This is a genomic window from Paenarthrobacter sp. 10N417, assembly GCF_056394745.1.
This window is the reverse complement of the sequence record NZ_JBFTIL010000025.1, coordinates 49,605-73,064: the sequence shown is the minus strand read 5'-3', so window position 1 is coordinate 73,064 and position 23,460 is coordinate 49,605. Positions and strand designations below refer to the sequence as shown.

The 23,460-nt window shown below is 61.7% G+C and carries 22 protein-coding genes; 9 read left to right on the top strand and 13 right to left on the bottom strand.

The features are described 5' to 3' along the window. Nucleotides 1-75 precede the first annotated feature (75 nt). The 6 genes from AC1DCM_RS23220 to AC1DCM_RS23195 all read right to left on the bottom strand — a co-directional run bounded on the left by AC1DCM_RS23220 (nt 76) and on the right by AC1DCM_RS23195 (nt 7,234). Complete coding sequence (locus tag AC1DCM_RS23220; protein WP_442016503.1) at nt 76-2,058, bottom strand: discoidin domain-containing protein; 1,983 nt, start codon at nt 2,056-2,058, stop codon at nt 76-78. A gap of 49 nt (nt 2,059-2,107) precedes the next feature. After that, complete coding sequence (locus AC1DCM_RS23215) at nt 2,108-3,004, bottom strand: carbohydrate ABC transporter permease (RefSeq protein WP_442016504.1); 897 nt, start codon at nt 3,002-3,004, stop codon at nt 2,108-2,110. A gap of 12 nt (nt 3,005-3,016) precedes the next feature. Next, nucleotides 3,017-3,976, bottom strand: a complete 960-nt coding sequence (locus AC1DCM_RS23210; protein WP_442016505.1) for a carbohydrate ABC transporter permease — start codon at nt 3,974-3,976, stop codon at nt 3,017-3,019. A 2-nt stretch (nt 3,977-3,978) separates the two neighbouring features. Then, nucleotides 3,979-5,277, bottom strand: a complete 1,299-nt coding sequence (locus AC1DCM_RS23205; RefSeq protein ID WP_477519875.1) for a sugar ABC transporter substrate-binding protein — start codon at nt 5,275-5,277, stop codon at nt 3,979-3,981. Between the two features lie 163 nt (nt 5,278-5,440). Further along, entirely contained in the window at nt 5,441-6,523 is a 1,083-nt protein-coding gene (locus AC1DCM_RS23200; protein ID WP_442016507.1) for a LacI family DNA-binding transcriptional regulator, read from the bottom strand. 102 nt (nt 6,524-6,625) lie between these two features. After that, entirely contained in the window at nt 6,626-7,234 is a 609-nt protein-coding gene (locus AC1DCM_RS23195; RefSeq protein WP_442016508.1) for a hypothetical protein, read from the bottom strand. Nucleotides 7,235-7,337: 103 nt separating this feature from the next. Between AC1DCM_RS23195 and AC1DCM_RS23190 the strand changes: the two genes are divergently transcribed. Next, nucleotides 7,338-7,958, top strand: coding sequence for a DUF2510 domain-containing protein (locus AC1DCM_RS23190; protein ID WP_477519874.1), 621 nt, complete (start codon nt 7,338-7,340; stop codon nt 7,956-7,958). 18 nt (nt 7,959-7,976) lie between these two features. Here the strand turns inward: AC1DCM_RS23190 and AC1DCM_RS23185 are convergent, their stop codons facing one another. Further along, nucleotides 7,977-8,318: a DUF5655 domain-containing protein gene (locus AC1DCM_RS23185; protein WP_442016510.1), complete on the bottom strand. Its 342-nt coding sequence runs from the start codon at nt 8,316-8,318 to the stop codon at nt 7,977-7,979. A gap of 98 nt (nt 8,319-8,416) precedes the next feature. Here AC1DCM_RS23185 and AC1DCM_RS23180 point away from each other — a divergent pair, with 98 nt between their 5' ends. Beyond that, on the top strand, nt 8,417-9,478 hold the full coding sequence (locus AC1DCM_RS23180) for a LacI family DNA-binding transcriptional regulator (protein WP_477519873.1): 1,062 nt from the start codon (nt 8,417-8,419) through the stop codon (nt 9,476-9,478). Nucleotides 9,479-9,589: 111 nt separating this feature from the next. Here the strand turns inward: AC1DCM_RS23180 and AC1DCM_RS23175 are convergent, their stop codons facing one another. Next, on the bottom strand, nt 9,590-10,465 hold the full coding sequence (locus AC1DCM_RS23175) for a helix-turn-helix domain-containing protein (RefSeq protein WP_477519872.1): 876 nt from the start codon (nt 10,463-10,465) through the stop codon (nt 9,590-9,592). Nucleotides 10,466-10,622: 157 nt separating this feature from the next. On the opposite strand from AC1DCM_RS23175, the gene AC1DCM_RS23170 reads away from it, so the two are divergent. Continuing rightward, nucleotides 10,623-11,603 carry an aldo/keto reductase gene (locus AC1DCM_RS23170; protein WP_477519871.1) on the top strand — a complete coding sequence of 327 codons (981 nt, stop codon included), beginning with the start codon at nt 10,623-10,625 and terminating at the stop codon, nt 11,601-11,603. A 40-nt stretch (nt 11,604-11,643) separates the two neighbouring features. Here the strand turns inward: AC1DCM_RS23170 and AC1DCM_RS23165 are convergent, their stop codons facing one another. The 4 genes from AC1DCM_RS23165 to AC1DCM_RS23150 are packed head-to-tail and all read right to left on the bottom strand — an operon-like array spanning nt 11,644 to nt 16,366. After that, nucleotides 11,644-13,083, bottom strand: coding sequence for a glycoside hydrolase family 32 protein (locus AC1DCM_RS23165; RefSeq protein ID WP_477519870.1), 1,440 nt, complete (start codon nt 13,081-13,083; stop codon nt 11,644-11,646). Between the two features lie 24 nt (nt 13,084-13,107). Next, nucleotides 13,108-13,980 (bottom strand): carbohydrate ABC transporter permease, encoded by an 873-nt coding sequence (locus AC1DCM_RS23160; RefSeq protein WP_477519869.1) that lies wholly within the window; start codon nt 13,978-13,980, stop codon nt 13,108-13,110. Nucleotides 13,981-13,988: 8 nt separating this feature from the next. Then, on the bottom strand, nt 13,989-14,951 hold the full coding sequence (locus tag AC1DCM_RS23155) for a carbohydrate ABC transporter permease (RefSeq protein ID WP_477519868.1): 963 nt from the start codon (nt 14,949-14,951) through the stop codon (nt 13,989-13,991). After that, complete coding sequence (locus AC1DCM_RS23150; RefSeq protein ID WP_442016517.1) at nt 14,948-16,366, bottom strand: extracellular solute-binding protein; 1,419 nt, start codon at nt 16,364-16,366, stop codon at nt 14,948-14,950. Before AC1DCM_RS23150 ends, AC1DCM_RS23155 begins: the two co-directional genes overlap by 4 nt. 193 nt (nt 16,367-16,559) lie before the next feature. Here AC1DCM_RS23150 and AC1DCM_RS23145 point away from each other — a divergent pair, with 193 nt between their 5' ends. Together AC1DCM_RS23145 and AC1DCM_RS23140 are read left to right on the top strand one after the other, a co-directional pair. After that, nucleotides 16,560-19,280, top strand: coding sequence for an AMP-binding protein (locus AC1DCM_RS23145; protein ID WP_477519867.1), 2,721 nt, complete (start codon nt 16,560-16,562; stop codon nt 19,278-19,280). Nucleotides 19,281-19,583: 303 nt separating this feature from the next. Continuing rightward, on the top strand, nt 19,584-20,495 hold the full coding sequence (locus AC1DCM_RS23140) for a phosphatase PAP2 family protein (protein ID WP_477519866.1): 912 nt from the start codon (nt 19,584-19,586) through the stop codon (nt 20,493-20,495). Nucleotides 20,496-20,528: 33 nt separating this feature from the next. Here the strand turns inward: AC1DCM_RS23140 and AC1DCM_RS23135 are convergent, their stop codons facing one another. Beyond that, on the bottom strand, nt 20,529-20,780 hold the full coding sequence (locus AC1DCM_RS23135) for a hypothetical protein (protein ID WP_477519877.1): 252 nt from the start codon (nt 20,778-20,780) through the stop codon (nt 20,529-20,531). Nucleotides 20,781-20,992: 212 nt separating this feature from the next. On the opposite strand from AC1DCM_RS23135, the gene AC1DCM_RS23130 reads away from it, so the two are divergent. The 4 genes from AC1DCM_RS23130 to AC1DCM_RS23115 are packed head-to-tail and all read left to right on the top strand — an operon-like array spanning nt 20,993 to nt 23,400. Then, entirely contained in the window at nt 20,993-21,523 is a 531-nt protein-coding gene (locus AC1DCM_RS23130; protein ID WP_477519865.1) for an alternate-type signal peptide domain-containing protein, read from the top strand. Between the two features lie 32 nt (nt 21,524-21,555). Further along, nucleotides 21,556-22,176 (top strand): SipW-dependent-type signal peptide-containing protein, encoded by a 621-nt coding sequence (locus AC1DCM_RS23125; protein ID WP_477519864.1) that lies wholly within the window; start codon nt 21,556-21,558, stop codon nt 22,174-22,176. Then, on the top strand, nt 22,163-22,882 hold the full coding sequence (locus AC1DCM_RS23120) for a signal peptidase I (protein WP_477519863.1): 720 nt from the start codon (nt 22,163-22,165) through the stop codon (nt 22,880-22,882). Before AC1DCM_RS23125 ends, AC1DCM_RS23120 begins: the two co-directional genes overlap by 14 nt. After that, nucleotides 22,879-23,400: a hypothetical protein gene (locus AC1DCM_RS23115; RefSeq protein ID WP_477519862.1), complete on the top strand. Its 522-nt coding sequence runs from the start codon at nt 22,879-22,881 to the stop codon at nt 23,398-23,400. Before AC1DCM_RS23120 ends, AC1DCM_RS23115 begins: the two co-directional genes overlap by 4 nt. Nucleotides 23,401-23,460 lie beyond the last annotated feature (60 nt).

Sequence of the window (23,460 nt, the reverse complement as noted above, 5' to 3'; positions counted from 1 at the left end):
CTTTCCTTGGAGGTTGGGCTTGGTGGCAAGAGGGGATCTCTTGCCACCAAGCGCGGTGAGGGTGGTCCCTGAAATTCAGCTGTACAGGCGCACGTCAGCGATGCTCCACCAGTTGCCGGAGTCGCCTGTGGAAGAGATGCGTATATAGCGGGCGTTGGTCGCTGAAATGTCGATGTTCGTTAGCTGTGCCGTGCCAGCCCCACTTGCTTTGAGGGCCCAGTTCGTGCCATCGGTCGAGGTCTCGAGGCGCCAGTTGCGGGCGTAGTCTCCGAGGTTGCCTCCGGAGTCCACCGCGACGCGGCTGAACTTCTTTACCTTGCCCAGGTCGATGGTGAGGTTCTGGCCTGCCGACTGCGCCTGGCCACTTGACCAGCGGGTGGAAGCGTCCCCGTCGATGGCCAAGGGCGCGTCCGTTGCAGAACTTGTCGCGGTCGCCGTCGCGCCTGTGATGTCTACCGGTGCGTGGTCGTCCTCGAGTGCCTTGGAAGCCGGCCAGGTGAAGGTCGCCAATGCGCCTCCAGGCAGGGTGTATTCGAATGAGCGGGAGCCCACCGATACGGCGAACGAGCGGGGTTCGTCGTTTTCGTTGTGCACTACGAGGGCGGTGGAGCCGTCGGGGTTTCGGAATGCGGCGTCCATGATCTGACCGTTCCACCCTGCCGTGCCAAACGAGGTACTGGCGATCCTTACGGCGCCGGGCTTCACGAACTTCGACAGGTGACCGATGGTGTAATACTCGGCGTTCGTCGTCACGGTTCCGTCTGGATGTGATGTGACCAGCCCGGTGCAGGTATTGCATCCACCCAAGTGCGGGCCGCCATTTTCGTCCAGGGCAATGTTCCAGTTCACTGCGGTTTTGGCCCAGTTACGCGTGACGCCCAAAGTCACAGTGCGGGCGTGCCAAGTGAGGGTGTCGCGGAAGAACTTTGCTGGCGGGTCATCGACGCCGTGCGAACCGGAGCATTCGGTGAACCAGATGTCCTTGTTGGGAAACTGGTTGTGCAGCTCCGTCTGGGCGCTGGGGTCTCCGTAGTAGCAGTGGAAGGCAGTCCCGGCGATCCATTTGGATGCCTTGCTTGACAGCAGTTGGGAGGCGTAGTCGGTTTCCGGGTCCTGGCCTGCGGGTGTGTTGGCGACATCATCCGGGTGTGTAGCCCAGTTGTGGTCGTAGCCGAGGATCTTGGTGGCAGGGCTCTCCCGTTTGAGCATGGGCCCAAGGGCAGAGATCACCCTGGCTTCGTCAGCGACCGGCATGTCCGTGCCGGGATAGCCATCCGGCTTCCGGAACTGGGGTTCGTTCTGCACGGTCAGATAGTCGATCGGTACGCCCGCGTCCGCGTATGCCGTAACGAACTTGGTGAGGTATTTGGCGTAAGCGTCGGCGTAGGGCTGGCCGGCTTTGAGAGTCCCGCCGTTGAGAGACTCGCCAGTTTTCATCCATGCCGGAGGGCTCCATGGGGTTGCGACGATCTTGAGGGCGGGGTTCAGTTTTTTGGCTTGGCGCAGAAGAGGCAGGATCTGCGCCTCGTCGTGTTTGATGCTGAACTTGTCCATGGGGAAGTCGGTCTCACCCAGAGGCACGTCGTCGTAGGTGTAATGCGCAGCCGCCGCCGTGAAGTCCGAGGAGCCCACGGGTTGGCGGAGGAAACTAACGCCGATCCCGGCTTGGGGGTCGAAGAGCTTGCGCATGGTCGCTTCCCGCTGGGCTGGACTGAGCCCGGAGATCACGGCGGCCGAGGAGTCTGTTATGGAGGCGCCAAAGCCGTCCATGGTCTGGTAAGTCGTTTCGGGATCGATCACGATCGTCGGAAGTGATGAGGCAGCGGACCCGAATGGTACCGGCGCCTGCTCGTCCAGGAGCTTCGACTGGTCCACCGAGGTGAGCCACACGCGCGCCTGCGGTGGCTCCTCCTTTGCCACTGCTGGGCTGCCAACGGAGGACGCGGCCAGGATCGCGGTAGCGGCAACCGCCGCTGCTGACCGACGTCGAAATTTGGCCATTGCGCCCGGGGCGCGCTTTTCACGGCTTGGCCTACACAATTCAGCGGGGATGGTCATAGCTGCTTCCTTGGATGTGAGTGAGGGTATCGGGAGGACTGTGAAGGGCTCATTTGATGCCGGTCGCGGCTACGCCTTGGATGAAGAATCGCTGCAGGCAAATGAAAAGCACCACGATGGGGGCGATGACCAGCACCGAGCCAGCCAGCAGCAGCCCGTAATCTGTCGCGCTTTCACCGGTCGAGAACAGGGACAACGCGACGGGCAGCGTGTACTTGTCCTCGCTCTGGGCAGCGACCAGGGGCCAGAGGAAGTTATTCCATGATCCGAGGAAGGTAAGGATCCCCAATGTGGCCAGCGGCGGTCCGCAAAGCGGCATAACGATCCTGGTGAAGGTCCGCAATTCACCGGCCCCGTCGATCCTTGCCGCCTCGATCAGCGAATCCGGGATCCCCATCATGAACTGCCGCATAAGAAAAACGCCCAGGGGTGAGACCAGGAAAGGCAGGATCAACGCCGGGTAGGTGTTGACCAAGCCCAGCTTGCTGACCATGACAAACAAGGGCACGAAGGTCACAACGCCCGGAACCATGAGGGTCACCATCACCAGCAGGAACAGGACCTTCTTTCCCGCGAAGTCCATCTTGGCCAGGGCGTAGCCCACCATTGAACAGAACAGAAGATTTCCCAGGACCGTGACGACCGCAACGATGAGGCTGTTCATGAAGAAGCGGTCTATGTGCAGATCGGTGAACCAGCGCACGTAGTTGTCCAAGGTGGGGTCCTGGGGCCACCATGTGACGGGTCTGCGAAGGAGTTCCCCCTGGGTTTTGAAGGATCCCAACAGCATCCAAACAAACGGCAATATGGTTGCGGCTCCGGCAAGAATCAGCCCGCCGTATACCCACGGCTGTTTCCCGATGCCGGGCTGCTGCCTGCGCGTCGTGACGGCCCTGCGGGGCGCCGGGCGGGCCGGCGCTGCAGGAGCGGTTTTTGTATTGGTCATCGTCTACTCGCTTCAGTCTTTGGAGCGGAGGGTACGGAATTGGATCAGGCTCAGCAGCGCAATGGCTATGAACAGCACGTAGCTGGCGGCAGAGGCCAGTCCATACTTACCGAACCCGAACTGGTTGAAGGTGAAGTAGCTCACCGAGAGCGTGGAGTCCAAGGGACCACCCTTGGTCATCACGAAAGGCTCCTCAAAGAACTGCAGGAACCCGACCGAGAGCAGGACGGCGCCCAGCAGCAGGGTGGGGCGCAGGATAGGGAGTGTTACCCTGGCGAATCTCTGCCAGGCGTTGGCGCCGTCCACTTGTGCCGCTTCAAGAATCTCGGTGGGGACGTTCTGCAGCCCCGCCAGGAAGATGATCATCAGGGTGCCCATGTTCCGCCATACCGCCATCAGGATCATCGCAGGCATGGACCATTCGGTGCTGTTCAGCCAATCCGGCCCGGCGATGCCCACCCAGCCCAGCACGAGGTTCAGTAGCCCGTCCGGTTGCAGGATGAACCGCCATACGACGGCGATGGCGACGATGCTGGTCACCACCGGTGTGTAGAAGCCCACCCTGAAGGCGCTGCGGAACCGTGTAATGCCGTTGTTCAGTGCCACAGCCAGGGCCAGGCCCGCCGCCATGGTCAACGGGATTCCGACGACGACGAAGTAGCCCGTGTTGAGCAGCGAGTGAAGGAACTGCTGATTGGAGAACAACTCAGCGAATTGGTCCAGGCCGACGAAGCCGACGCTGAAGGGGTTCCTGACGTCCTTGCTGGTGAAGTCCGTGAAGGACATCACGAATGAAGACAGCAGCGGCATCAGCATGAAGACACCGAATATGAGGACGAATGGCAGGGCGAACAGCCAGGCGACCAGTGTTTTCCTGCGGCGTCTGGAGGCTGGACTACGGTATTCCGGCGTCCGGGGCAGGCCAGCGGACGGGGTCCGGCCGGTCTGCCCCGTGGCCGTTGCGGCGGTCATGGTTACTTCCCGGTTCCGATTGAATCGGCCGCGGCCTGGAGGTCCTTCATCGCCGCTGCGGGATCCTTGCCGGCCTTTACGATCTGTTCAAGCTGCGTGTCGGCCGCCGCGGAAACCTGGGTCCAGGTGGAGATGGTGGGAGGGAAGTTGGTGTCCTTCAACTGTTCACCGAAAACGGCCAGCTTCTTGTCATCAGCCAATGCGGGATCCTTCCAAGCGCTTTGCAGGGCCGGGAGGCTTCCCGATGCCTTGTGCCACTTGATCTGGACTTCCGGCTTGGCCAGCCACTGTGCAAGCTTCCAGGCACCGTCCCGGTTCTTGGCGTCCTTGAAGACCACCATGTCTGATCCGCCGATGAATGATGTCCCGCTGACCTTCTTGGGGAAGGGCGCCACCATGTACTTGTCTTCAAAGCCCGGACCGCCGGCCGCATTGAGCTGCGCGAGGCCGGAGGGTCCTATGATCATTACCGGGGCTTCGCCGTTGACAAAGGCAGCTTCGCCGGCGCCCGCCCCGGTTGCCGGGTTCTTGTTGGCAAGCTCGTCGGTGAAGAAGCTCTGGTAGTACTTCAGCGCGTCCACAATCTCAGGGGTGTCGAACGTCCACTTTGAGTTGTCCGCGCTGATGAACTGTGCACCGTTGGACCACAGGAACGGAAGCATGGACTGGAAGGAATCAGCACCGGATACCGGCAGTTGAAGTGGGTACTTCACGCCATCCTGCGACTTCAAGGCCTTCGCCATGGCAGTCAGGCCGTCCCACGTCTGAGGGAATTCCGGGTAGCCGGCCTGTGCAGCCAAGTCCTTGCGGTAATACAGGACCCGCGTGTCGACGAACCACGGCACGCCCAGGGTAGCGCCGCCGACCTCCGTGGATTTGACGGAGCTGGGGAAGAACCCGGACGTATCAAGCTCGGCCGGCTTGGGATCGAAGGCATCACTGAAATCGGTCATCCAGGTGGTACCCATCTGGGCAAGATCCGGAGTTGTTCCACCGGCGATTGCCGTCTGGTACTTGTTGTGGGCCGCATCCCAGGGGATGGCCGTAACGTTTACCTTCACTCCGGGGTTCTCAGCCTCGAAATCCTTCATCAGCTCAGGCAGCAACTTCGCTTCGCCTCCCTGCGCCCATAAATTGATCGTGCCGGTGGCGGCACCGCTCGCGATTGCCTTCCCGGTCTCCGTGCCGCTGGAAGCCGGGTTATCGCGTCCGCAGCCGGTCAGCAAAAGCCCGGCGGCAAGGCCAAGCACCGCGATTTTCCTCATTCGGACGCGCGTGTCCGCAGTGGTTTGGATCATCATTGTTCCCTTCAGTCGGACGCCTGAAAGCGCCAGATGTAGACCGGATTTATGCGCTTAGACTCCAGTAAAGAAGGGATTCAATGCGCTTAGATCGGTGGATGTACTCAATCTAAGCGCATTACTGTGACTTTGACAACAGTTTCGGAAGAAACTCCGTGCGGGATTACGTTTTCGGGCAGCCGCAGCTTTCGCGAACCACGAGATGCACCGGCAGCTGCCTCTCGACCAGTGGGGAATCGGGCCTGGAGATGGCATCCACCAGGATCTCCACTGCTGTGCGGCCCATCAGTTCCATGGGCTGGCGGACCGTAGTCAAGGTAGGGCTGACCAGGCGCCCGGCGACGACACCGTCAAAACCTGTTACAGCAACCTCAGCCGGCACGGCGACGCCGGCAGCCTTAAGTGTCTCCATGACCACCAATGCTTCTTCATCGTTGGCGCACACGAAAGCCTCGGGAAGGGAACCGGAGCTCCGGAGGTCCGCGATCAACTCGGCAGTCACAGCACTGGCTCCGGGCCTGCTTTCCAACACGGGGAGAACATCCAAGCCGTGGGCATCCATGGCAGCGCTAAAAGCCTCGTACCGTGCCTCCGTCTCTACGTTGGGGATGCTGACGAACATCAACCTCCGGAACCCGTGAACTCCCAGCAGGTGTTCCATCAGCTGCCGCACGCCCGAAGAGTTGTCCACCGTCACACGGTGAAGCCCGTCATCGTGTGATGGTTCAGAGAGTTCAAGAACGGGAATGCGGGCTGAAATGCGTCGTGTCATTTCTGCGGGTATGGTGCGCGGAAAAATGATCAGGCCGTCCACGCGCCCCGCAATGTCAGTCACCGCCCGCTCGCTGCTGGCCTTGTTGCCGCCGCCGATCATCAGTGCATAGCCCCGGCTAAAACTCTCCAGCTGGACGCCTCGTTGGACTTCGTCAACCCAGACAGGAAACAAGCGGCAATTATCATTAGGCGCCACCACAGCAGCGGCGCGGTCCTTCTTCATACCCTCGGCATCGGGCAGGAAATTGAGGAAGTCGAACGCAAAGAGCCCAAGGGCACCCGTTCGACCCTTGGCAAGGCCGCGGGCGCTGGCGCTGGGCACATACCCGAGAGCCCGAGCAGCATCCAGGACAGAATTCCTCGTCGAATCCTTGACCCTGTGAGGCTGGCTGAAAGCAAACGACACCGTGGCAATCGAAACCCCCGCCCGTTCCGCAACGTCGTAAACTGTGGGTCCTTTGACCACTGCCACCACTCCCCTAGATACGCAGACTATGCGCTTAACAATAGAGGCGAAAGCGGAAGCGGATCTCGTCAACACCACGTGGCATGTCGGTCGCAGATCCCTCGACTCTTACTCCGTCCAGTATTTCCGTATCTTGCCCAGTGCATCGCTCAACTGCTCACCGGACAAGGTAAGGGAACTTTCCGGCATACCCAGCTCATCCCACCGAGCCACCAGTTGCGTATCGCCGTCGAGCGGCAAGGGCCACAACCAGTAGTGCGCCGTGGACTGAACGACCTCATCATTACTGCTACCGCCACCGCCACCCAGCGTAGTCAGCACGGGACCGGTGACGTCGTCCGTCCCTTCGTACATCGACGTCCCGTGGACGGCTGCTACTGCCTTGCGACCATCGGGGAAAGCGACACCGACCTGTAAACCTGTTCCGATATCGAGGCTTGAACGCGGATGGTTAAAGGACCGATCCATGACGTCCCGCCACTCCCTGTCCGACTCGTCGCCACGGCGAACCGACCACACGAGGTCCAGAACACATCCCGTGGAATACACCTCCACCAGTTTCAAGGCCATCACCATCTGCCGGCTGTTGTGAACGAACTCCCCGATGTGAACCACGCCAGGCAGCTCGTCCGACGGCGGACCAGACCACCCGGGGCGGAGCGGCTGGGGTTGGCGCGGACGTTGGGGTGGCTCTGGAAGATCGTCGAAGAACGTCATGTTCCATGCTTACACCGCCACGACAGCTAAAGGCAGGGTTGCCATCCGAACGGAATCGTGGAACCGCGCTATCCTCTGATTCACGACTCAATTCAGGGGAATTATGACGCACGCACCCAACGGCTCCACGACGCCCGCCGGCTGGTACCCGGATCCTTCCTTCCCGCAGCAGATGCGCTGGTGGGACGGTTTTCAGTGGACACCGCATTTGGCACCAGCCAGCCAGCAGTTCATGCCGCTCCAGCGGGTCCTGATCAGCAACCAAACGCCTGTGCTCAACCCCTTCATTTGGGCCTTGGTGCTGCTGCCGCTGGTGTCGCTCCTGCTGGTGCTTACCTGGCAGCCCGAATTCCGAACCATCACCACCAGGCAGGGCGTCACCACCCTCGACCCGATGTCGATGTACACGCCGGGCTACTTCCTGCTCCAAGCGTCAGGGCTCGTTGTTTATGGCGTATCTGTCCTGATGGCTTACTTGGACTATCGGCGGCTGGCGCGTTCCGGCGTCGTCCGTCCCTTCCACTGGGCATGGTGCTTCCTGAGCCCCGCCGTGTACGTCATCGGCCGCACAGTGATTGTCCGGAAGGTGGCTCCCGGCCGTGGGATGGGGCCGGTGTGGGGGCTCATTGGCATGGTGGTGTTGTCCCTCATCGTGGCCGGCTTCAAGATGGCCAACATGATGCAATCGCTGTACTCCCAGTTCGGTTACTCGATAAACKCCTGATGTCCTGGCAACAACGACTTAGGCAGTGAGCGCATACGCCGCACGAACCCAGCTCAGGAACTCTGCGTCGATTTCAGTGACGTCCTTCAATATGACCTCGTTGTGCCACCGGTTACTGGATACGCGCTCAGCCCGGTGAACACGGTCTGACTCGATCTCGCTCTCGAGAACTATGTTGACCAGAATGCCGCCACGACGAGGATGGATCCCCAGAAACGCGCGCCCATGTGTGACGTGGAAGGATGAGGCGTTCTCTTGTAATTCCCAGCCTTCCAACCCGGAGAGTGAACCCAAAAGGGCTTGGAAAATGCCGGATGAAGCAGGGTCGGTTTCAATGCGCTCTTTAGCGGTGCGTGCCATGCTGCCAGCATAAGTGTCGCTTCCCTGAACCGGGACGGCACCAGTCCTCACACGCGTTAGGTAGACTGCTGAGAAGTGACGGATGGAAGGACCTCCCGATGAACCGCAAGGCCACTGCACTGGACGTCGCCAAAAGGGCGGGAGTGTCCAGAAGCGCGGTCTCGCTCGTGCTCAATGGCCGCGGCGACGGCAACGTGGCCAAGGAGAGCCAGGACCGGATCCGTCTGGCCGCGCAGGAACTCAACTACTCCCCCAACGCGATCGCGCTCAGCCTGCGGAATCAGCGATCGCGGGTGATCGGCATACTCTCCGACGAAGTTGTGGTCAGCCCCTTCGACGGCAACATCATCGGTGGCGCGGACGACGTCGCCCGCAGTCGCGGCTTCGTCACTGTCGTCATGGACACCGAGCGCGACACCGCCCGGGATGCGAGCGCAATCGAAACCCTCCTGGACCGCCAAGTGGACGGGCTCATGTACGTGACCGTGGGTTTAAAGCCCCTCGACGTGCCCCCTGGCATGCTGCGCGTCCCGTCAGTCCTGGCCAATTGCTACGACAGCAGCCCCAAGCCTCAGCTGCATCACGTCATCCCGGACGAAGTCACCGGCGGCAGGGAGGCCACGGAGCACCTGCTGACGTTGGGTCATCGGGACATCGCCTTGCTCGCTGGCGCTGAGGAGTCCCCGGCCGCTCCCCTGCGCGTCGAGGGCTACCGCGATGCCTTTGCCGCAGCTGGCCTGTCGGTTCGTGCGGACCGGATTACCATGGCGGGTTGGGATATCGACGCCGGTTTCCACGGCGCCATGAAACTGCTCGACGGCGTGTCCCCGGCCGAGCGGCCCACGGCCATCATGTGCGCGAATGACCGCCTGGCAATCGGTGTTGCCCTGGCTGCCGCCCGTTTGGGCCTGAACATCCCTACCGATCTCTCGGTGATGGGTTACGACGACGAATCACGCATCGCCGACACCATGGTCCCTGCCCTCACCACCATGGCCCTGCCGCTGCGTGAGATCGGCCGCGCGGCCATGACCACACTTCTGGACAGGATCGAGGGCGTACCCGCCGGCACAGAAGGCACCACCGACACGAGTGTGGAAACAATGGTCTCCTGCCGACTGGTTATCCGGGAATCAACCGGCCCGGCACCAACGCGCTGACCACGTCCACCGATTCTCTGGACAACGCCGTTGCTGACCCGCTACTCCGTTGTTGGGCAACAACGGAACAGCGGGTTTCCCACGTCGATCCATCCACGCCGGACGCGCCTTCTATCTCTCGAGCCCGATCTCCTCGGGGAGCCGCGCAACCAGGCTCCCGAGCAGACGGAGAGCGTGGTCAGTGGCGGAGCCGGGTTCGGCTGTGAAACCGACTAATTGGAGGCCCGGATCCGTCATCAGTTGCATGGCCTCATAACTGAGATCCAGGTCGCCCACATCGGGGTGGTGGAAGAGCTTCTTGCCGGCCAGGTGGATCCGCACGTCGTGGGCTTCCCAAAGCGCTGCGAACTCGCTGCTGCCGTTGATGAGCTCTTCAATGAGGTTGCGGAGGGCGCGATCGGACGGAACGCGCCCTGATTCAGCGCGGAGCAGGGCGACAACCTGCTCCGACGAATCGTTCCACTCCCGGTAGGCCAACTTGGCTCGGGGGTTCAGGAAGAGGAAACGCGCGAAATTCACCGGCTCGCGGGGCTCTGCATACATCTCGGAGAAGAGGGCACGCCCCAGGGCGTTGCTCGCGACGACGTCCATCCGGCCATTCTGGATAATTGCAGGGAATGTCATCGCGTCCAGTAGCTGCCGGGTACCGGGGCGGATCTGACGGGTGCGCGACGCGGGCTTTCGTTGCGGCGTCCTCGCGCCCCTGTTCGCGGCACGAACCAGATCATACAAATGGGCGTGCTCGGCGTCGTCGAGCTTGAGCGCACGACTGATGCCGTCAAGGATTGCGTCCGAAATTCCTGACGCGTTGCCCCGTTCGAGCCGCACGTAATACTCAACGCTCATCCCTGCGAGCAGCGCGACTTCTTCGCGGCGAAGCCCGGGCACACGACGACGACCTCCGAAGTCCGGCAATCCCGCTTCAGCCGGGGTCAGCCTCGACCGGCGCGAAATGAGGAACTCGCGAATGTTGGCGGCGGTGGTCATGCTCCAAATGTACGTCAGCGGCTTCCCCGTAGAGGGGCCCGCTTATTAACCCTATAAGGCGGGCCTGCCTCCCGTTCGCAGGTACTCCTTTACTGGATCTATCACGTCAACGGGACGACAACGAGCCAGCCCACACAACAAAAGGACCACAAATACTATGAAGACCGCACGCCTCGGAGGCCTGGAAGTCTCCGCCATCGGACTCGGAGCCATGACCATGGCGGGCATCTACACCAGCGAAGGCTCGCTGGATAACGCGGAGTCGATCCGCACCATCCATCGCGCTCTTGATCTCGGGGTCACCCACATCGACACGGCCGAGATCTACGGGCCATTCCTGAGCGAGGAGATTGTCGGCCAGGCGATCAAGGGACGTCGCGACCAGGTCAAGATCGCGACGAAGTTCGGCTTGGTATCCCACGTCGACGGCGGCCCTGGAGTCACGGACAGCAGCGCTGCCAATGTGAAAGCCGCGGTGGAAGGCTCCCTCAAGCGCCTCGGCACAGATCACATTGACCTCTACTACCAGCACCGCGTCGACAAGACTACGCCGATCGAAGAAACTGCAGGCGCCGTGGTGGACCTGATCACTGAGGGCAAAGTCCTGCACTTCGGGCTGTCAGAAGCCTCGCCGGAGACCATCCGCAGGGCACACGATGTCCAGCCGGTCACTGCATTGCAGACGGAGTACTCGCTGTGGAGCCGTGATGTGGAGGAGGAGATCTTGCCACTGCTGCGTGAACTCGGCATTGGCTTCGTCCCCTATTCACCGCTTGGTCACGGCCTGCTGACCGGTCAAATCCGCTCGGTGGATGACTTCGCCGACGACGACTGGCGCAAGACCAACCCACGCTTCACGGGCGCGAACTTCCACCGGAATCTCGCGATCGTCGAGGAAGTGAAGGCAATCGGTGCCGAGATCGGAGCCACCCCAGCACAAACTGCCCTCGCCTGGCTACTGACGCGAGGCGACGACATCGCCCCGATCCCCGGAACCCGTCGTGTTTCACGGGTCGAGGAAAACACGGCCGCCGCTGGCATCAAACTCACGGACCATCAAGTGGAGCGGCTGAACTCGCTCCAACCAGCCGCGGGCGAACGCCATGACGAAGCCAACATGGCCTCGATTGACAGCTGAATGCAGACCAGGCCCACAACGCACGACGACGGCCTGCCGCCTACTCGGGGAGCGTCAACTCCCACGCGTTGGCAGTTGCGCCGGCGGGCAGGGTGAGCTGCCACTCCTCGCCGGCCGCAGGGTAGGCGCGAAGCGTCGTCGCCACCGAACCCGTGCGGTAGACCTCCACCAGGGAAGCATCGATGAAGATCCGGAGCTCCTCCCCTGGAGCCAATGAACCCGAGTAGATCACTTGCCGGTTGTCCCCGGAGCCATCTGAAGCCGAAACGAGCACCAGCTCCACAACGCCGGATGACTCAGCACCAGAAGACTCTGCACCCGAAGGCACAGCACCACCCGTCACGAGCACCTCGGCAAACGCTGGAACCACCACCGAGCCCGCAGCATCCGCAGCAAGGGCAGCACCCCTGTACGCCAACACCTCGGGCGCCGGGGAAACAGCCAGTGCCCCGTCAACCACGGACAGAACGCGAGGATGTGTCAGCACGCCCGACCATCCGGCGTCGTCGATTTCTTCCTGGGTGCGACCCCGGCGACCATCCCGACCCGGACCTTCGTTAGCCCACCCCCACAACAACGCAGCAGGCGAAGAAGCAAAGGAAGCATAAGAGAGCTGGACAACCTGCGGCGCATAGAAGTCGCGCCCGAGATCCGATTTCCCACCGGAGGACGCCACAAACACAGGCAACCCGGAGACAGGATCCGAAGCCAGGGAACCGATCAGGTGCCCAACCCCGTTGGCGTGCTCGTGGTCGTCGCCGGAGAGCCAGAGCGAGAACATCATCACCCATGCAGCGGCCCCGGAGGAAGAAGGCACCTGCACCAGCTGCGGGCACTCCCAAATCTCGGCCGGCGTGTGAACTGCAGCCACGGGATCAGCAGAGGTTAGCCAGATGCCCTCGTACTTCCAGTCGTCAAGGGACTCCACCGTGTACAGCAGCAAAGCGGCGCGCCCGTCAGATAGACCCGCTCCCTGGATGGCGTACCGAGCACCATTGAAGTGGAAGATGAACGGATCGCGCACAGCTGTGACCAGAGGATCCGAAGGCATGGACGCAGCAACGTGACCGGTCTGCTCCCAAGTCACCAGATCGGCCGAACCACGGGCAATCACCACCTGCGAATGGCCGCCGTGGTCCTGGACACCGGAATAGCAAGCGGTCGGCACACCACCATCAGAGGTCACCACACCAGTCCAGCAGCCAGCGGAATCGGGACCGCCCGGCTGGGGCGAAAGCGCGACGGGGTGTTCTTCCCAATGGACCAAATCCGCAGAACTCACATGCCCCCAGTTGATCTGTGAGTGCCGCGCAGACGAGGGGTTGTATTGGAAGAAGACGTGGTACCGGCCGTTGATGTAGCTGATGCCGTTGGGATCGTTGATCCAGCCTTGGGCCGGGCGCGCGTGGAAGCGGGGGAAGGCCGGATCCGGGTGCGTCGAAGCAGACAACAGGGCATCAGAAACTGCAAGGTCCATCAATTGGAACCCTTTCAATAAGAGAAGTTACTTGCCCGTTCCAGCGGTGAGTCCGTCCTGCAGTGCGCGCTGGCCGAACATGAACACCACCAGTGCGGGAATCATGGAGAGGACGACGCCTGCCAGCACCACGGAGATGCTTCCGGTGCCCAGGTTGCCCTGCAGCGACACCAGGCCCAAGGGCAGCGTGAAGTTTTGCTCGGAGATGGTCATGATGAGTGGCCTGAAGAACTCGTTCCAGTGGAAGTTGAACGCCAGGATGCCCACGATCGCCAGGCCCGGCACAGCCAGCGGTGCGTACACGGAGCGGAAGGTACGCCACGGCGAGGCGCCGTCGATGGCAGCCGCTTCAGCGAGCTCACTGGGCAACCCCAGGAAGTACTGGCGCATCAGGAAGGTGCCGAACGCCGTCGGGATGGCCGGAATGATCAGGGCGAGCAGCGTGTCCGAGAGCCCGACACCACGGATCAGCATGAACACCGGCACGATCGTCACCTGGGCGGGCACCATCATGGTGGCCAGCACGATGGAGAACAACGCGCCCCGTCCCCTAAAACGAAGGTGCGCGAAGGCGTAACCGGCAAGGGCTGCTGTGAGCATCTGCCCGACGGCGATCAGCCCGGTGACCAGGGCACTGTTCAGCACCAGTCCCACGATGTTCAGTTGCTTGAACACCTGCTGGTAGGACGCCAGATCCGGGTTCAGGGGCAGGAACGCCGGTGGCAGCTTGAAGGATTCCGACGGCGGACGCAGCGAGGTGGACAGCGTCCAGAGAACGGGGCCCAGGACAAAGACAGCCGCGATCAGCAAGGCAGCGACACGTCCGACAACTGACCAGTCGCGCTTCCTGCGCATAGCCACAGGCGCCGTGGTTTCAACACGTTCTGAAATGAGAGTCATGGCGGGCCTTACTGGTAGAAGACGAATCGTTTGCTGAGCCGGAACTGAGCGGCTGTAATGGCCATGATGATGAGCGTCAGGATCACACCGATCGCCGAGGCCTGCCCGAATTCCAGGCGTTGGAACGCGGACTCGAAGATCACCATGACGGCGGTACGCGTCGAGTCACCGGGCCCGCCGCGTGTGAGCACGTAGGGCTGATCGAACACCTGCAGGGCGTTGATAATGGCCATCACCGAGGCCACCAAGGTGGTGGGGCTCAGCAGGGGCAGCGTCACGTAGACGTGCTTGCGCCAGCCGGTGGCGCCATCGATCGAAGCGGCTTCGTACGTCTCCACCGGGATTGAGGCCAGCCCACCAATGAACAGCAGGAAGGAGAAACCGAAGTTCTGCCATACATACACAAGGATTACGACGGCGGCCGACCCACCTGGCGTCGTCAGCCAAGGTACCGCTGGGACGCCGACGAGCGAGAGCAGCCAGTTCACCACGCCAAACTGCTCGTTGAACAGATAGCGCATGAAGATGGACACCGAGGCTGCGGACAGGATCAGCGGGAAGAAGAAGGCGGAGCGGAAGAACACTCTCAGCCAGGCTGGGAGCTTCTCCTGCACCATGATCGCCAGTCCCAGGGCGAGTCCCAGCTGGAGGGCCACGGCCACGACGACGAACACGATGGTGTTAAGGAACGAGACGCGGACGGTCGGATCCTGGACTACCTCGGCGAAGTTGTCGAAGCCCACGAACGTCGGCGCGGAGATGATGTCCCAGCGGAAGAAGGCGAGCGCCAAGGACGCGACGATCGGCAGCAGGGTGAAGATGCCCATGCCCACGATGGTCGGGGCAAGGAAAGCCCATGGCAGCCAGCGCTGTTGAACGCGGCCACGCTTGGAGGGCTGGCTGTGCTTGTGGGTGGCTTGACGGCCCGGCTGCTTCCCGGTCCCGGTGGGGGTACTGGTTGCGGTGCTCATGGCTGCCTCCTCAGGGCCAGTTCAAGATCGCGCTGCATTGATTCGAGGGCCTGCTTGAGTTGGCGCTCGTCCCCGCTGACAGCCAGGGATACGTTTTTCATGAGGGCCGTTTCGACGGCGGCCTGCTGGGGTGGTGCCGGAATGGGACCCGTGGTGGGGAACTTGTCCAGGGTCTCGTAGAAGACTTTCCAGTTCCGTGGACCGGTGCCGGCATAGAGTTTCTCGTTGACCATGGATCGGCGTGCGGGAGTGGTGTTCGGTGTGGGGAACACGATCTGCATGGCCTCTTTGCTGGAGCTGAACTTCACCCATTCCCAGGCTGCGTCCTTGTCCTTGGCGGTCTTCATGATCGCATAGCCTGCCGTGCCGAATTGGTGGCGCTGGGTCCGCCATTTCGGGAAGAACTGGACGTCGAAGTCGTTCTCTGTCATCCCCGCCTCGTGGAGGCCTTGTACCCAATAGCCGCCCGCCGGCGTCGTACCGATCCTGTTGGAGGCGAAGAGACCGATCAGTGCGCCACCGCCACCTTCCTCTGGCCGGACACCAAGTCCGTCCTTGACCAGGCCGCGGAGGTAGTCGAAGGATTCGAAGACGCGGGGGTCGTCCGCGTTGGGTTCGAGCCACTGGTAGCCGCCGGAGCGGAGGCTGCGCGAGGGATCGTTGGCGTAGAAACCGTCCCAGAGCCATTCGCCGCCGGTGGACTTGGTTTCCTTGAGGAAGCTGGTCTCGTTGGCGTAGAGCCACGGCACCACTCCACCGAAGAGGCGGTTGGTCCAGTAGTACGGCGTGAAGTCCTGCGGCTTGGCCTTCTTCATCGCAGCGAGGGTGCTGCGGAAGTCCATGTGCGTCCAGTCGTCGGCGGGGCGTTCCAAGCCGGCCTGACGGAGTGACGCGGTGTTGTAGTACATGTTGGCGGCGTTCCAGTCGATGGGGAGCTGGAACAGGCTGCCTTTGTACATGAAGGCTTCCACCAGGCTGGGGTGGACGTCTTCGAAGTACTCCTTCATGTGGTCGGCGTCGCGGCGCAGGTACTCGTCCAGCGGATGGGCCAGTTTCTCGGCGAAGAGCTGGGCACCTTCAGTGGCCACGTACACAACGTCCGGCGGTGTGCCTGCAGCGACCATCGTGAGAATCTTGGTGAAGAAGTCCTTCCAGTCCACGGCCTGGATGGCTTGGACCTTGACCTTGATCTCGGGGTGGACCTTGGCGAAGGCGTCGATGACCTTCTGCCGGGCGGCGGCGTCTGCGGCGGTGCCCATGATGGCGATACTGAGGCTGTTGTCTCCCCGGCCAGGAATATCTGTCCCGGTCAATCGCGGCCACGACGCCGCTGTTGCTCCGACTATCCCGGCACCGAGGGCTGTGAGGGCTGTTCTGCGTGTGAATTGTCGCAAAGCCCCGTTGGTTCCCGGCATGTAGATTTCCTTCCCTAACACGTGTCAGGTAGCCTATTCCTGCTACCTAACACGTGTCAATCGTCACGGGAATGTTGCACCAACCTCACCCCACCGCCCGGCCCTAACCGGAGGCCCGGAGCAGCGTCATGATTCTTCGCCAAGGCATTATCCAGTTGAGTTAGGTTAGGTTTACCTTGTTACATAGTCTTTCGTGACTACCCAACCGGATGTTGCCCGAATCTCGTTCGCCACCAACCTGGCGTCGTTCGGCGACCACACCGCCATCAGCACAGGCGAGCACTCCATCAGCTACCGCGACCTTGCCGCGCGTGTAGAGGACATGGCGCGCCAACTCGGCCCTGAGCGCCGCCTGGTTGCCCTTGAAGCTGACAACACTTTGCCCTCTCTAACGGTGTATCTCGCGGCCCTGGCATCGGGCCATCCGCTGCTGATCCTGCCCGCCGGTGGCGGAAAAGCAGCCGAAACACTCATCGCCGCCTACGATCCAGACATCATTGCCCGGTCCTCCAACGGCGAGCCCGTCCTGGACGTCCGCCGCCACCAGACAGCACACCAACTGCACCCGGATCTCGCACTTTTGGTGAGCACGTCAGGCTCCACAGGCTCGCCGAAACTCGTTCGCCTTTCCGCGGCTTCCATCGAGGCGAACGCAGAGGCCATCGCACAATACCTGCACCTGCGCCCCAGCGATACAGCCGCCACAACACTTCCCCTCTCCTACTGCTACGGGATGAGCGTGGTGAACAGCCATTTGCTGGTGGGCGCATCTTTGGCGTTGACGGACCTCTCCGTAGTTGACCCATGTTTTTGGGACATGGTCCGTACCGAGGGCGTGACCTCGTTCGCTGCCGTCCCCTACACTTTCGAGCTTCTGGACCGTGTGGGATTCGAGCACATGGATGTTCCGAGCCTGCGCTACATCACCCAGGCTGGAGGTCGCCTGGCTCCCGCACGCGTTCGATCCTATGCAGAGTTGGGCCGCGAGCGCGGTTGGGACCTTTTCGTCATGTACGGGCAGACCGAGGCCACAGCCCGCATGGCGTACTTGCCACCGGATCTGGCGGGGGAGCACCCGCATGCCATTGGCGTCGCGATTCCCGGAGGAGAATTCCGGCTCGAACCAGTGCCGGGCCTGGATGACTGGGAGCTCGTCTACACCGGGCCAAACGTCATGCTGGGATACGCCGAGAAGCCCGAAGACCTGGCCCTTGGCCGGGAAATCACCGAGCTCCGCACCGGTGACCTTGCCCGGCTGGGACCTAATGATCTCTATGAGATTGTGGGCAGGCGCAGCCGCTTCGTGAAGATCGTTGGGCTCCGCGTTGACCTGGGACGTGTTGAGCGACTCCTTGCAGATCTGGCCCTGACCGCCGCTGCCACTGGTTCAGACGACGTAGTGGTTGTAGCAGTGGAAGGCCACCACGATCTAGCCTTGGTGGCCAAGAGCCTTGCGCAGGACCTGGGCGTCCCTCGTGCGGCCGTTGAACTGCATGCCGTGCCCGACATTCCACGGCTCGGTAATGGGAAGCCTGACTACCCGGCCATCCTCGCTTTGTCTGCGCAGACTGAGCCAGAGCAGCCGGAGACCCACGCCAGGACAGAAAAACCGGGGACAGAGACTGTGCTCGAGATCTTTGCAGAAGTCCTGGAACGCCCCGACATCACGGAGACTGACAGCTTCGTTTCCCTCGGTGGAGATTCGCTCTCCTACGTGGCGGCGTCGGTCCGGCTTGAGCGGGCCCTTGGCCGCATCCCGCAAGGGTGGCACCTCATGCCCATTTGCGAGCTTGTCCCGGCACCGGAAGCCGCAGCCCCTCCAGCCCATGAAGATGCGCAGGCCACTGGTCTTCTAAGGAACTGGCGGGGAAAACTGTCAGCGCGCATGGAGACAGGGATCGTGCTGCGGGCGGTGGCCATCATTTTCATCGTGGCCACGCACATCAAGTTCTTCTCCTGGGAAGGCACCGCCCACGTGCTGATGGCAGTGGCAGGCTATAACTTTGCCCGCTTCCAACTAACGGGATCGCGGCGGGAACGGCTCCGGCGGCAGTTGCGTGCTGTCGTGCGGATCGTCGTACCCAGCGTCCTGGTCATCGGCATCGCTTTTGCCGTGACTGACGACTACGGCTGGCACAACGTGTTCTTGTTGAACTCGATCGTTGGTCCCCAAGGGTGGACGGATATGTCCCGCTTCTGGTTCGTTGAAGTGCTGGTTCACATCCTCATCGGACTGGCTCTCCTGCTGGCTATCCCCGCCGTGGACCGCGCGGCACGCAGATGGCCATGGGCATTTCCACTCGCCTTGGCCGCCATCGACCTCCTGCAGCGCTTCGACATCATCGAGCTGCCCTACCCCGGCCAAGGGCCTGTCTTATGGTTGTTCGCCTTCGGATGGGCTGCGGCTGTATCGCGGATGTGGTGGCAACGCGCTGCGATGACCGCTTTCGCCCTACTCACGATCCCCGGGTCCTTCAGCAACGAACACCGCAGCGCGACCATCCTGGTAGGTTTCCTCATCCTTCTCTGGATTCCTACCTTGCCCGTGCCGCGCGGCCTACACCGCATCACGGCTCTGCTGGCCAGCGCATCACTGTATATCTACGTCACGCACTGGCTGGTGTATCCGCTCTTTGAACAGACCCACAAAGGGTTGGCCCTCGCGGCGTCATTGCTGGTGGGTGTGGCCTACTGGGCTACGGCGACGCGCGCCATGGGCAGCGTAGAGCGGTGGCTGCGTGACCGCCAAAGGCGGCGCCACTTTACTTCTTCCGGCCCGTGGCCGGCTGGGGACCCGCGGCCGGACGGCGACGCGCGGCCAGCTGAGGACTCACCGCCGGCTGGCGTTTCAGTGCTGGACGAGGTTTCAGTGCTGGATGCGAGGATGCCGCAGCGATCGAGTGCTCGCGGATGAGTGTGAGAAGACCGGCCGTGCTCCCGAAAACGCCCTCCTGCGGCCGTCACGCCGACCCTTCCGATGGGTCGAGGCCCCATCTTCCTCTTGGGAATGCGACGGAGCCAACAGCACCAGCGGCACAATGGTGATCCCCAGCCAGACAATCACAGCCAGCAAAGCCAGCATCAGGCCTGTAGTAGGTTCCATACGTTAAGAATAGGCTCATCTACCCTTGACCATAAGGCACCTTATTTGATATGGACGCCTCGCGGGAAGCACGTTCACATGAGCCTTCCAGCGAACTGTGGCAGTCTTGATTCAATGAGTTCCCAGCAGTCCCGCCCCATAGCCATGTCCTCTGGCCGGTCAGCACAAGGTCGCAAGCCCGGCGTCGGTACAGGGCTGCTTTTCGCCTTGGCTACCATGGCCAGCATTCTGGGCTTGGTCCTCACGTACTACTTCTTCGTGCGGACCACTATGGGTCAGTTCATCGACGAATCGGCATTGGTTGAGGCCACCGAACTCAGCGGATCTGCGGGCAGGGCGTCCACCAAATTCCTGGATATGCTGCCCATCCTGTCACTGGCGATCGCTATCATCGTGGTGCTCTTCGTGACTGTGGCGCGTCGCCGTTGGACTGCCGCCGGAATTGCCGTGGCCGCTTGCATTGCCGCCAACCTGGCCACGCAGGTATTGAAGTTGTTTATCCCGGACAGGCCCGATCGCGGCGTCCAAACACTTGAACTGAACTCACTGCCGTCGGGCCACACAACGTTGGCGGCGTCTGCTGCTGCGGCGGTATTCCTCATGGTCTCGCCCCGCTGGCGACCCCTGGCAGGCTTCCTCGGCAGCACCTTCGCCGTGGCCACCGGCGTGTCAACGCTCATCAACCAATGGCATCGGCCGTCTGACGTCGTAGCCGCCTTCTTGGTGGTGGGCGCCGTCATGCTGCCGGCTGGCTGGCTGATCCTTCGCAGCGGCAGCGGCTGGAATGTTTGGAAGGGCTACGGCGAGCATTGGGCAGCATCACGGCTATGGGTATGGTTGACTGCCGTTGCCTTGCTCGTGGCAGCTATCGTCGCCGGCTACTCTCTGCTCCAGGTAATGCCGGGACTCAGCCCGGACAGCACCGTTGACTACTTCTGGGCCGGGACTGCATTCATTGTGGTTGCCGGATACCTTTCCGCCCTGGGCGGGACGTGGCTGTTCGGCCTGGCGGCCAGGAAGCGCTAAAGCACCAGGGCGTTAAGGCTCGACGGCGGCAGCTTACTTCGGCTCGATGCGCCTGGCCTGGGCGCGGATGAAGTCCCGGTCCTCTTCCGTGAGCAGCGTGCCTCCGTGCCCGTCGACAGGGCTATTCTCTCCCGTCTCATTGTTCAGGATGGCCGTTTGGGTGCGCGGGATGATCATGCTTCCCGGATTATCGATAAGCCATTGCTGCGTTTCCGGTGAAAGTTGATTCCAGAATTCCTTGATGTGCATCGTAATCAGCGCCGCCCCTTCAATGGTTGAGTACATTCCCACACTGGGCAGATTCCCTCAGTGCGTCAAGCATATTTTTACGAGATTACAAACACCTTTACGGATTATTTCGGGGCTGCAACATCTTCGGTTTCAAACCCGGAAAAACTTGATCCAACCTTGAGCCAGCGCCGCATGGACCCTTGATCTGAGACCGCGAAAGTAATCGCAGGGCAGAAAGCCATGACGATACGAAAGAAGGTCTCACTATGAAAAACAAGACAATGCTCAAAGGCGCAGCGGCAATCGCACTCGGTGGATCACTGCTCCTGGGTGGCGGAGGAACACTTGCTTGGTGGAATGCTTCGGATTCCGCAGCAGCAGGCACCATCGTGGCTGGCAACTTGAACGTCCAGGCCGCAACCGGCGTTTGGACCGACCGCGCAGGCAACCCGGTCAACCTCGCCACGTACCTGGTAGTTCCCGGCGATCTCCTGACCTACACACAGGATCTGGACGTCACCCTCACCGGCGACAAGATGGCAGCCAACCTCGTTGCCGCCAACACCGGCGCAGGCGCAGGATTCGATCCCTCCAACGTCACGGTTACCTCGCCCAAGCTGACGGACGCTGACGGGGACGTCATCGCCAACCCGCTCACCACTTCGCAGCATGTAACGGCGAGCATCACCTTCGAATTCAAGTCCAGCACCTCAGCCCGCGCGGACGTCAACGCAAGCAGGAACCTGGGCAACGTAACCTTCACCCTGACACAGGTCCAGCAGTCCGGCCTCCAGTAGTCCTACCCCGCAACAACTTCACAGGAGTGTCGATGAGAATCCCCAGCAGCATCAAGACGGCTGGCCTTATGGTCGCTGCCGTGCTCCTGGGGCTCATGGCCGTTCAAGGTACGTACGCACTCTGGTCCGCTACCGCTGTTGCCCAGCCGGGCACGGTCAAAGCATCCAGTTTTACCGTCAACCTGACAGGGAACCCTTCCGCGTCCTCGGTGCCCATGACCGTCAACGACCAAGCGACAACGTTGGCACTGACCACGGCACAGGCGCCTTTGGCGGACTTGGTCCGCGGCGGCTCCGTTTACACGTCCATAGGAATCGGAAACGCCAGTGACGCCGGAGGAGTCTTCGACATCACCGTCACCGCTACGGCACCTACCATCAGCAACGTATCCGGCGGCGCCTTGGCCGGCTATCTCACTGTGAGTGCCGCCAGCGCTGCATCGAGCACCGCATGCTCATCGGCCAGTGGCTATCAGCCTTTGACCGGGGCAGGATTTACGACGCCGGCAATCGCCAAAGGTGCCACCGCCACACTCTGCTTCAAGGTGACCTTGGACGCTGCCGCACCTTCCAGCGTCGAAGGAAACTCCGTCTCGATTACTCTTCCGCTATTCGCTCGTCAGAAATGTGGGGTTCCCAATGGTTGCGCCTAGTAGCCTCGTTGATCGCAATAGCCTTGATGAGCTGGTGCTGGAAACAACGGTTGACACCGAATCGTCCAGCACCGGTGCATTTGGTGAACCTCTCGCCGACGCGCCTATCCTTGCCGAACCCGAAAACAGGGAACTGAAGGAAACCGGGCCGCTTTCCGCAGAAGGTTCTTCCAGCGGCCGGTTACTTGGCCGCATCGGCCGGGTACTCGGCGTCGTACTTCTTTCGCTTGCGCTCCTGGCCGTCACGGTGCTGATCATGGTGCCGAAGGTGACCGGCTCGCAAACGTATTCCGTGCTGACCAACTCCATGGCACCAAAGTACGCACCGGGCACGTTCCTCGTTTCGCAGGCAGCCGACTTTGACGAACTGAAGCTCGCCGACGTGATTACGTACCAGATCGAGTCGGGCAAGCCTGGTGTGATCACGCACAGGATCATTGGTTTCGGGTTCCTGCAGACGGGCGAGAAGACAGTTACCACCAAAGGCGACAACAACGACGTCGCGGATCCCGAGCCCGTTCGTGAGATCCAGGTGCGCGGTAAGTTGCTGTACGCGGTGCCGTTCGTGGGGTTCGTCGCGAACGCCTTGGGCAACAGCGACCGCTCACTGTGGCTGGCTGTGGGCGCGGCGGGCTTGATCGGTTACGGTGGGTTCACCATGCTCCGGGAAGCACGGAGCTCGCGAAAGGAAAGGCAGTCTGCGTGAAGCAGGGAACTGGCCCCTCGGCCAAAGCCTGGGCGGTTGGCCTTTTCTGCCTGACCGTATTGGTGGGCATCGGCGGAACGTCCGCATTCGGGTTGTGGGAGCAGAGCTCCAACGCAACCATGACGGTTCGAGCCGCCGTTTCAACGCCAACGCCCACGCCGACCCCCACACCAACCCCAACTCCCAGCGCGCCTGTCGTATTGACGTTGACCTGCACGCAGATCACCACAAGTACTGTCCGGATAAGCACCGCCGGGCTGAGTTCCCCCACAGTGATGACCGTCGGCGGCAAGATGAGCACCAGCAGCGTCTACGTCTCCATTCCGGTGCTGCCTCCGTCTGCGACATTGAATTTGACACCTAGTAGTCCTATCTTCGCCGCCGCCATCCTTGACGGCCACAACCCTGAAGTCGACGTTCAGGTGACGGCGTTGCAAAACACTGGGACCACAGCCACGGGCGAGCTACGTCGTTTGAAGCTCTCCGGCAATGGAAAATTCCTGAGCTGTCCGGTGTAGCCCGGGTCGACGCCGTGACAGAGCAATCCGGGCAGCATTTTGCATGTCCTCGATAGGCTG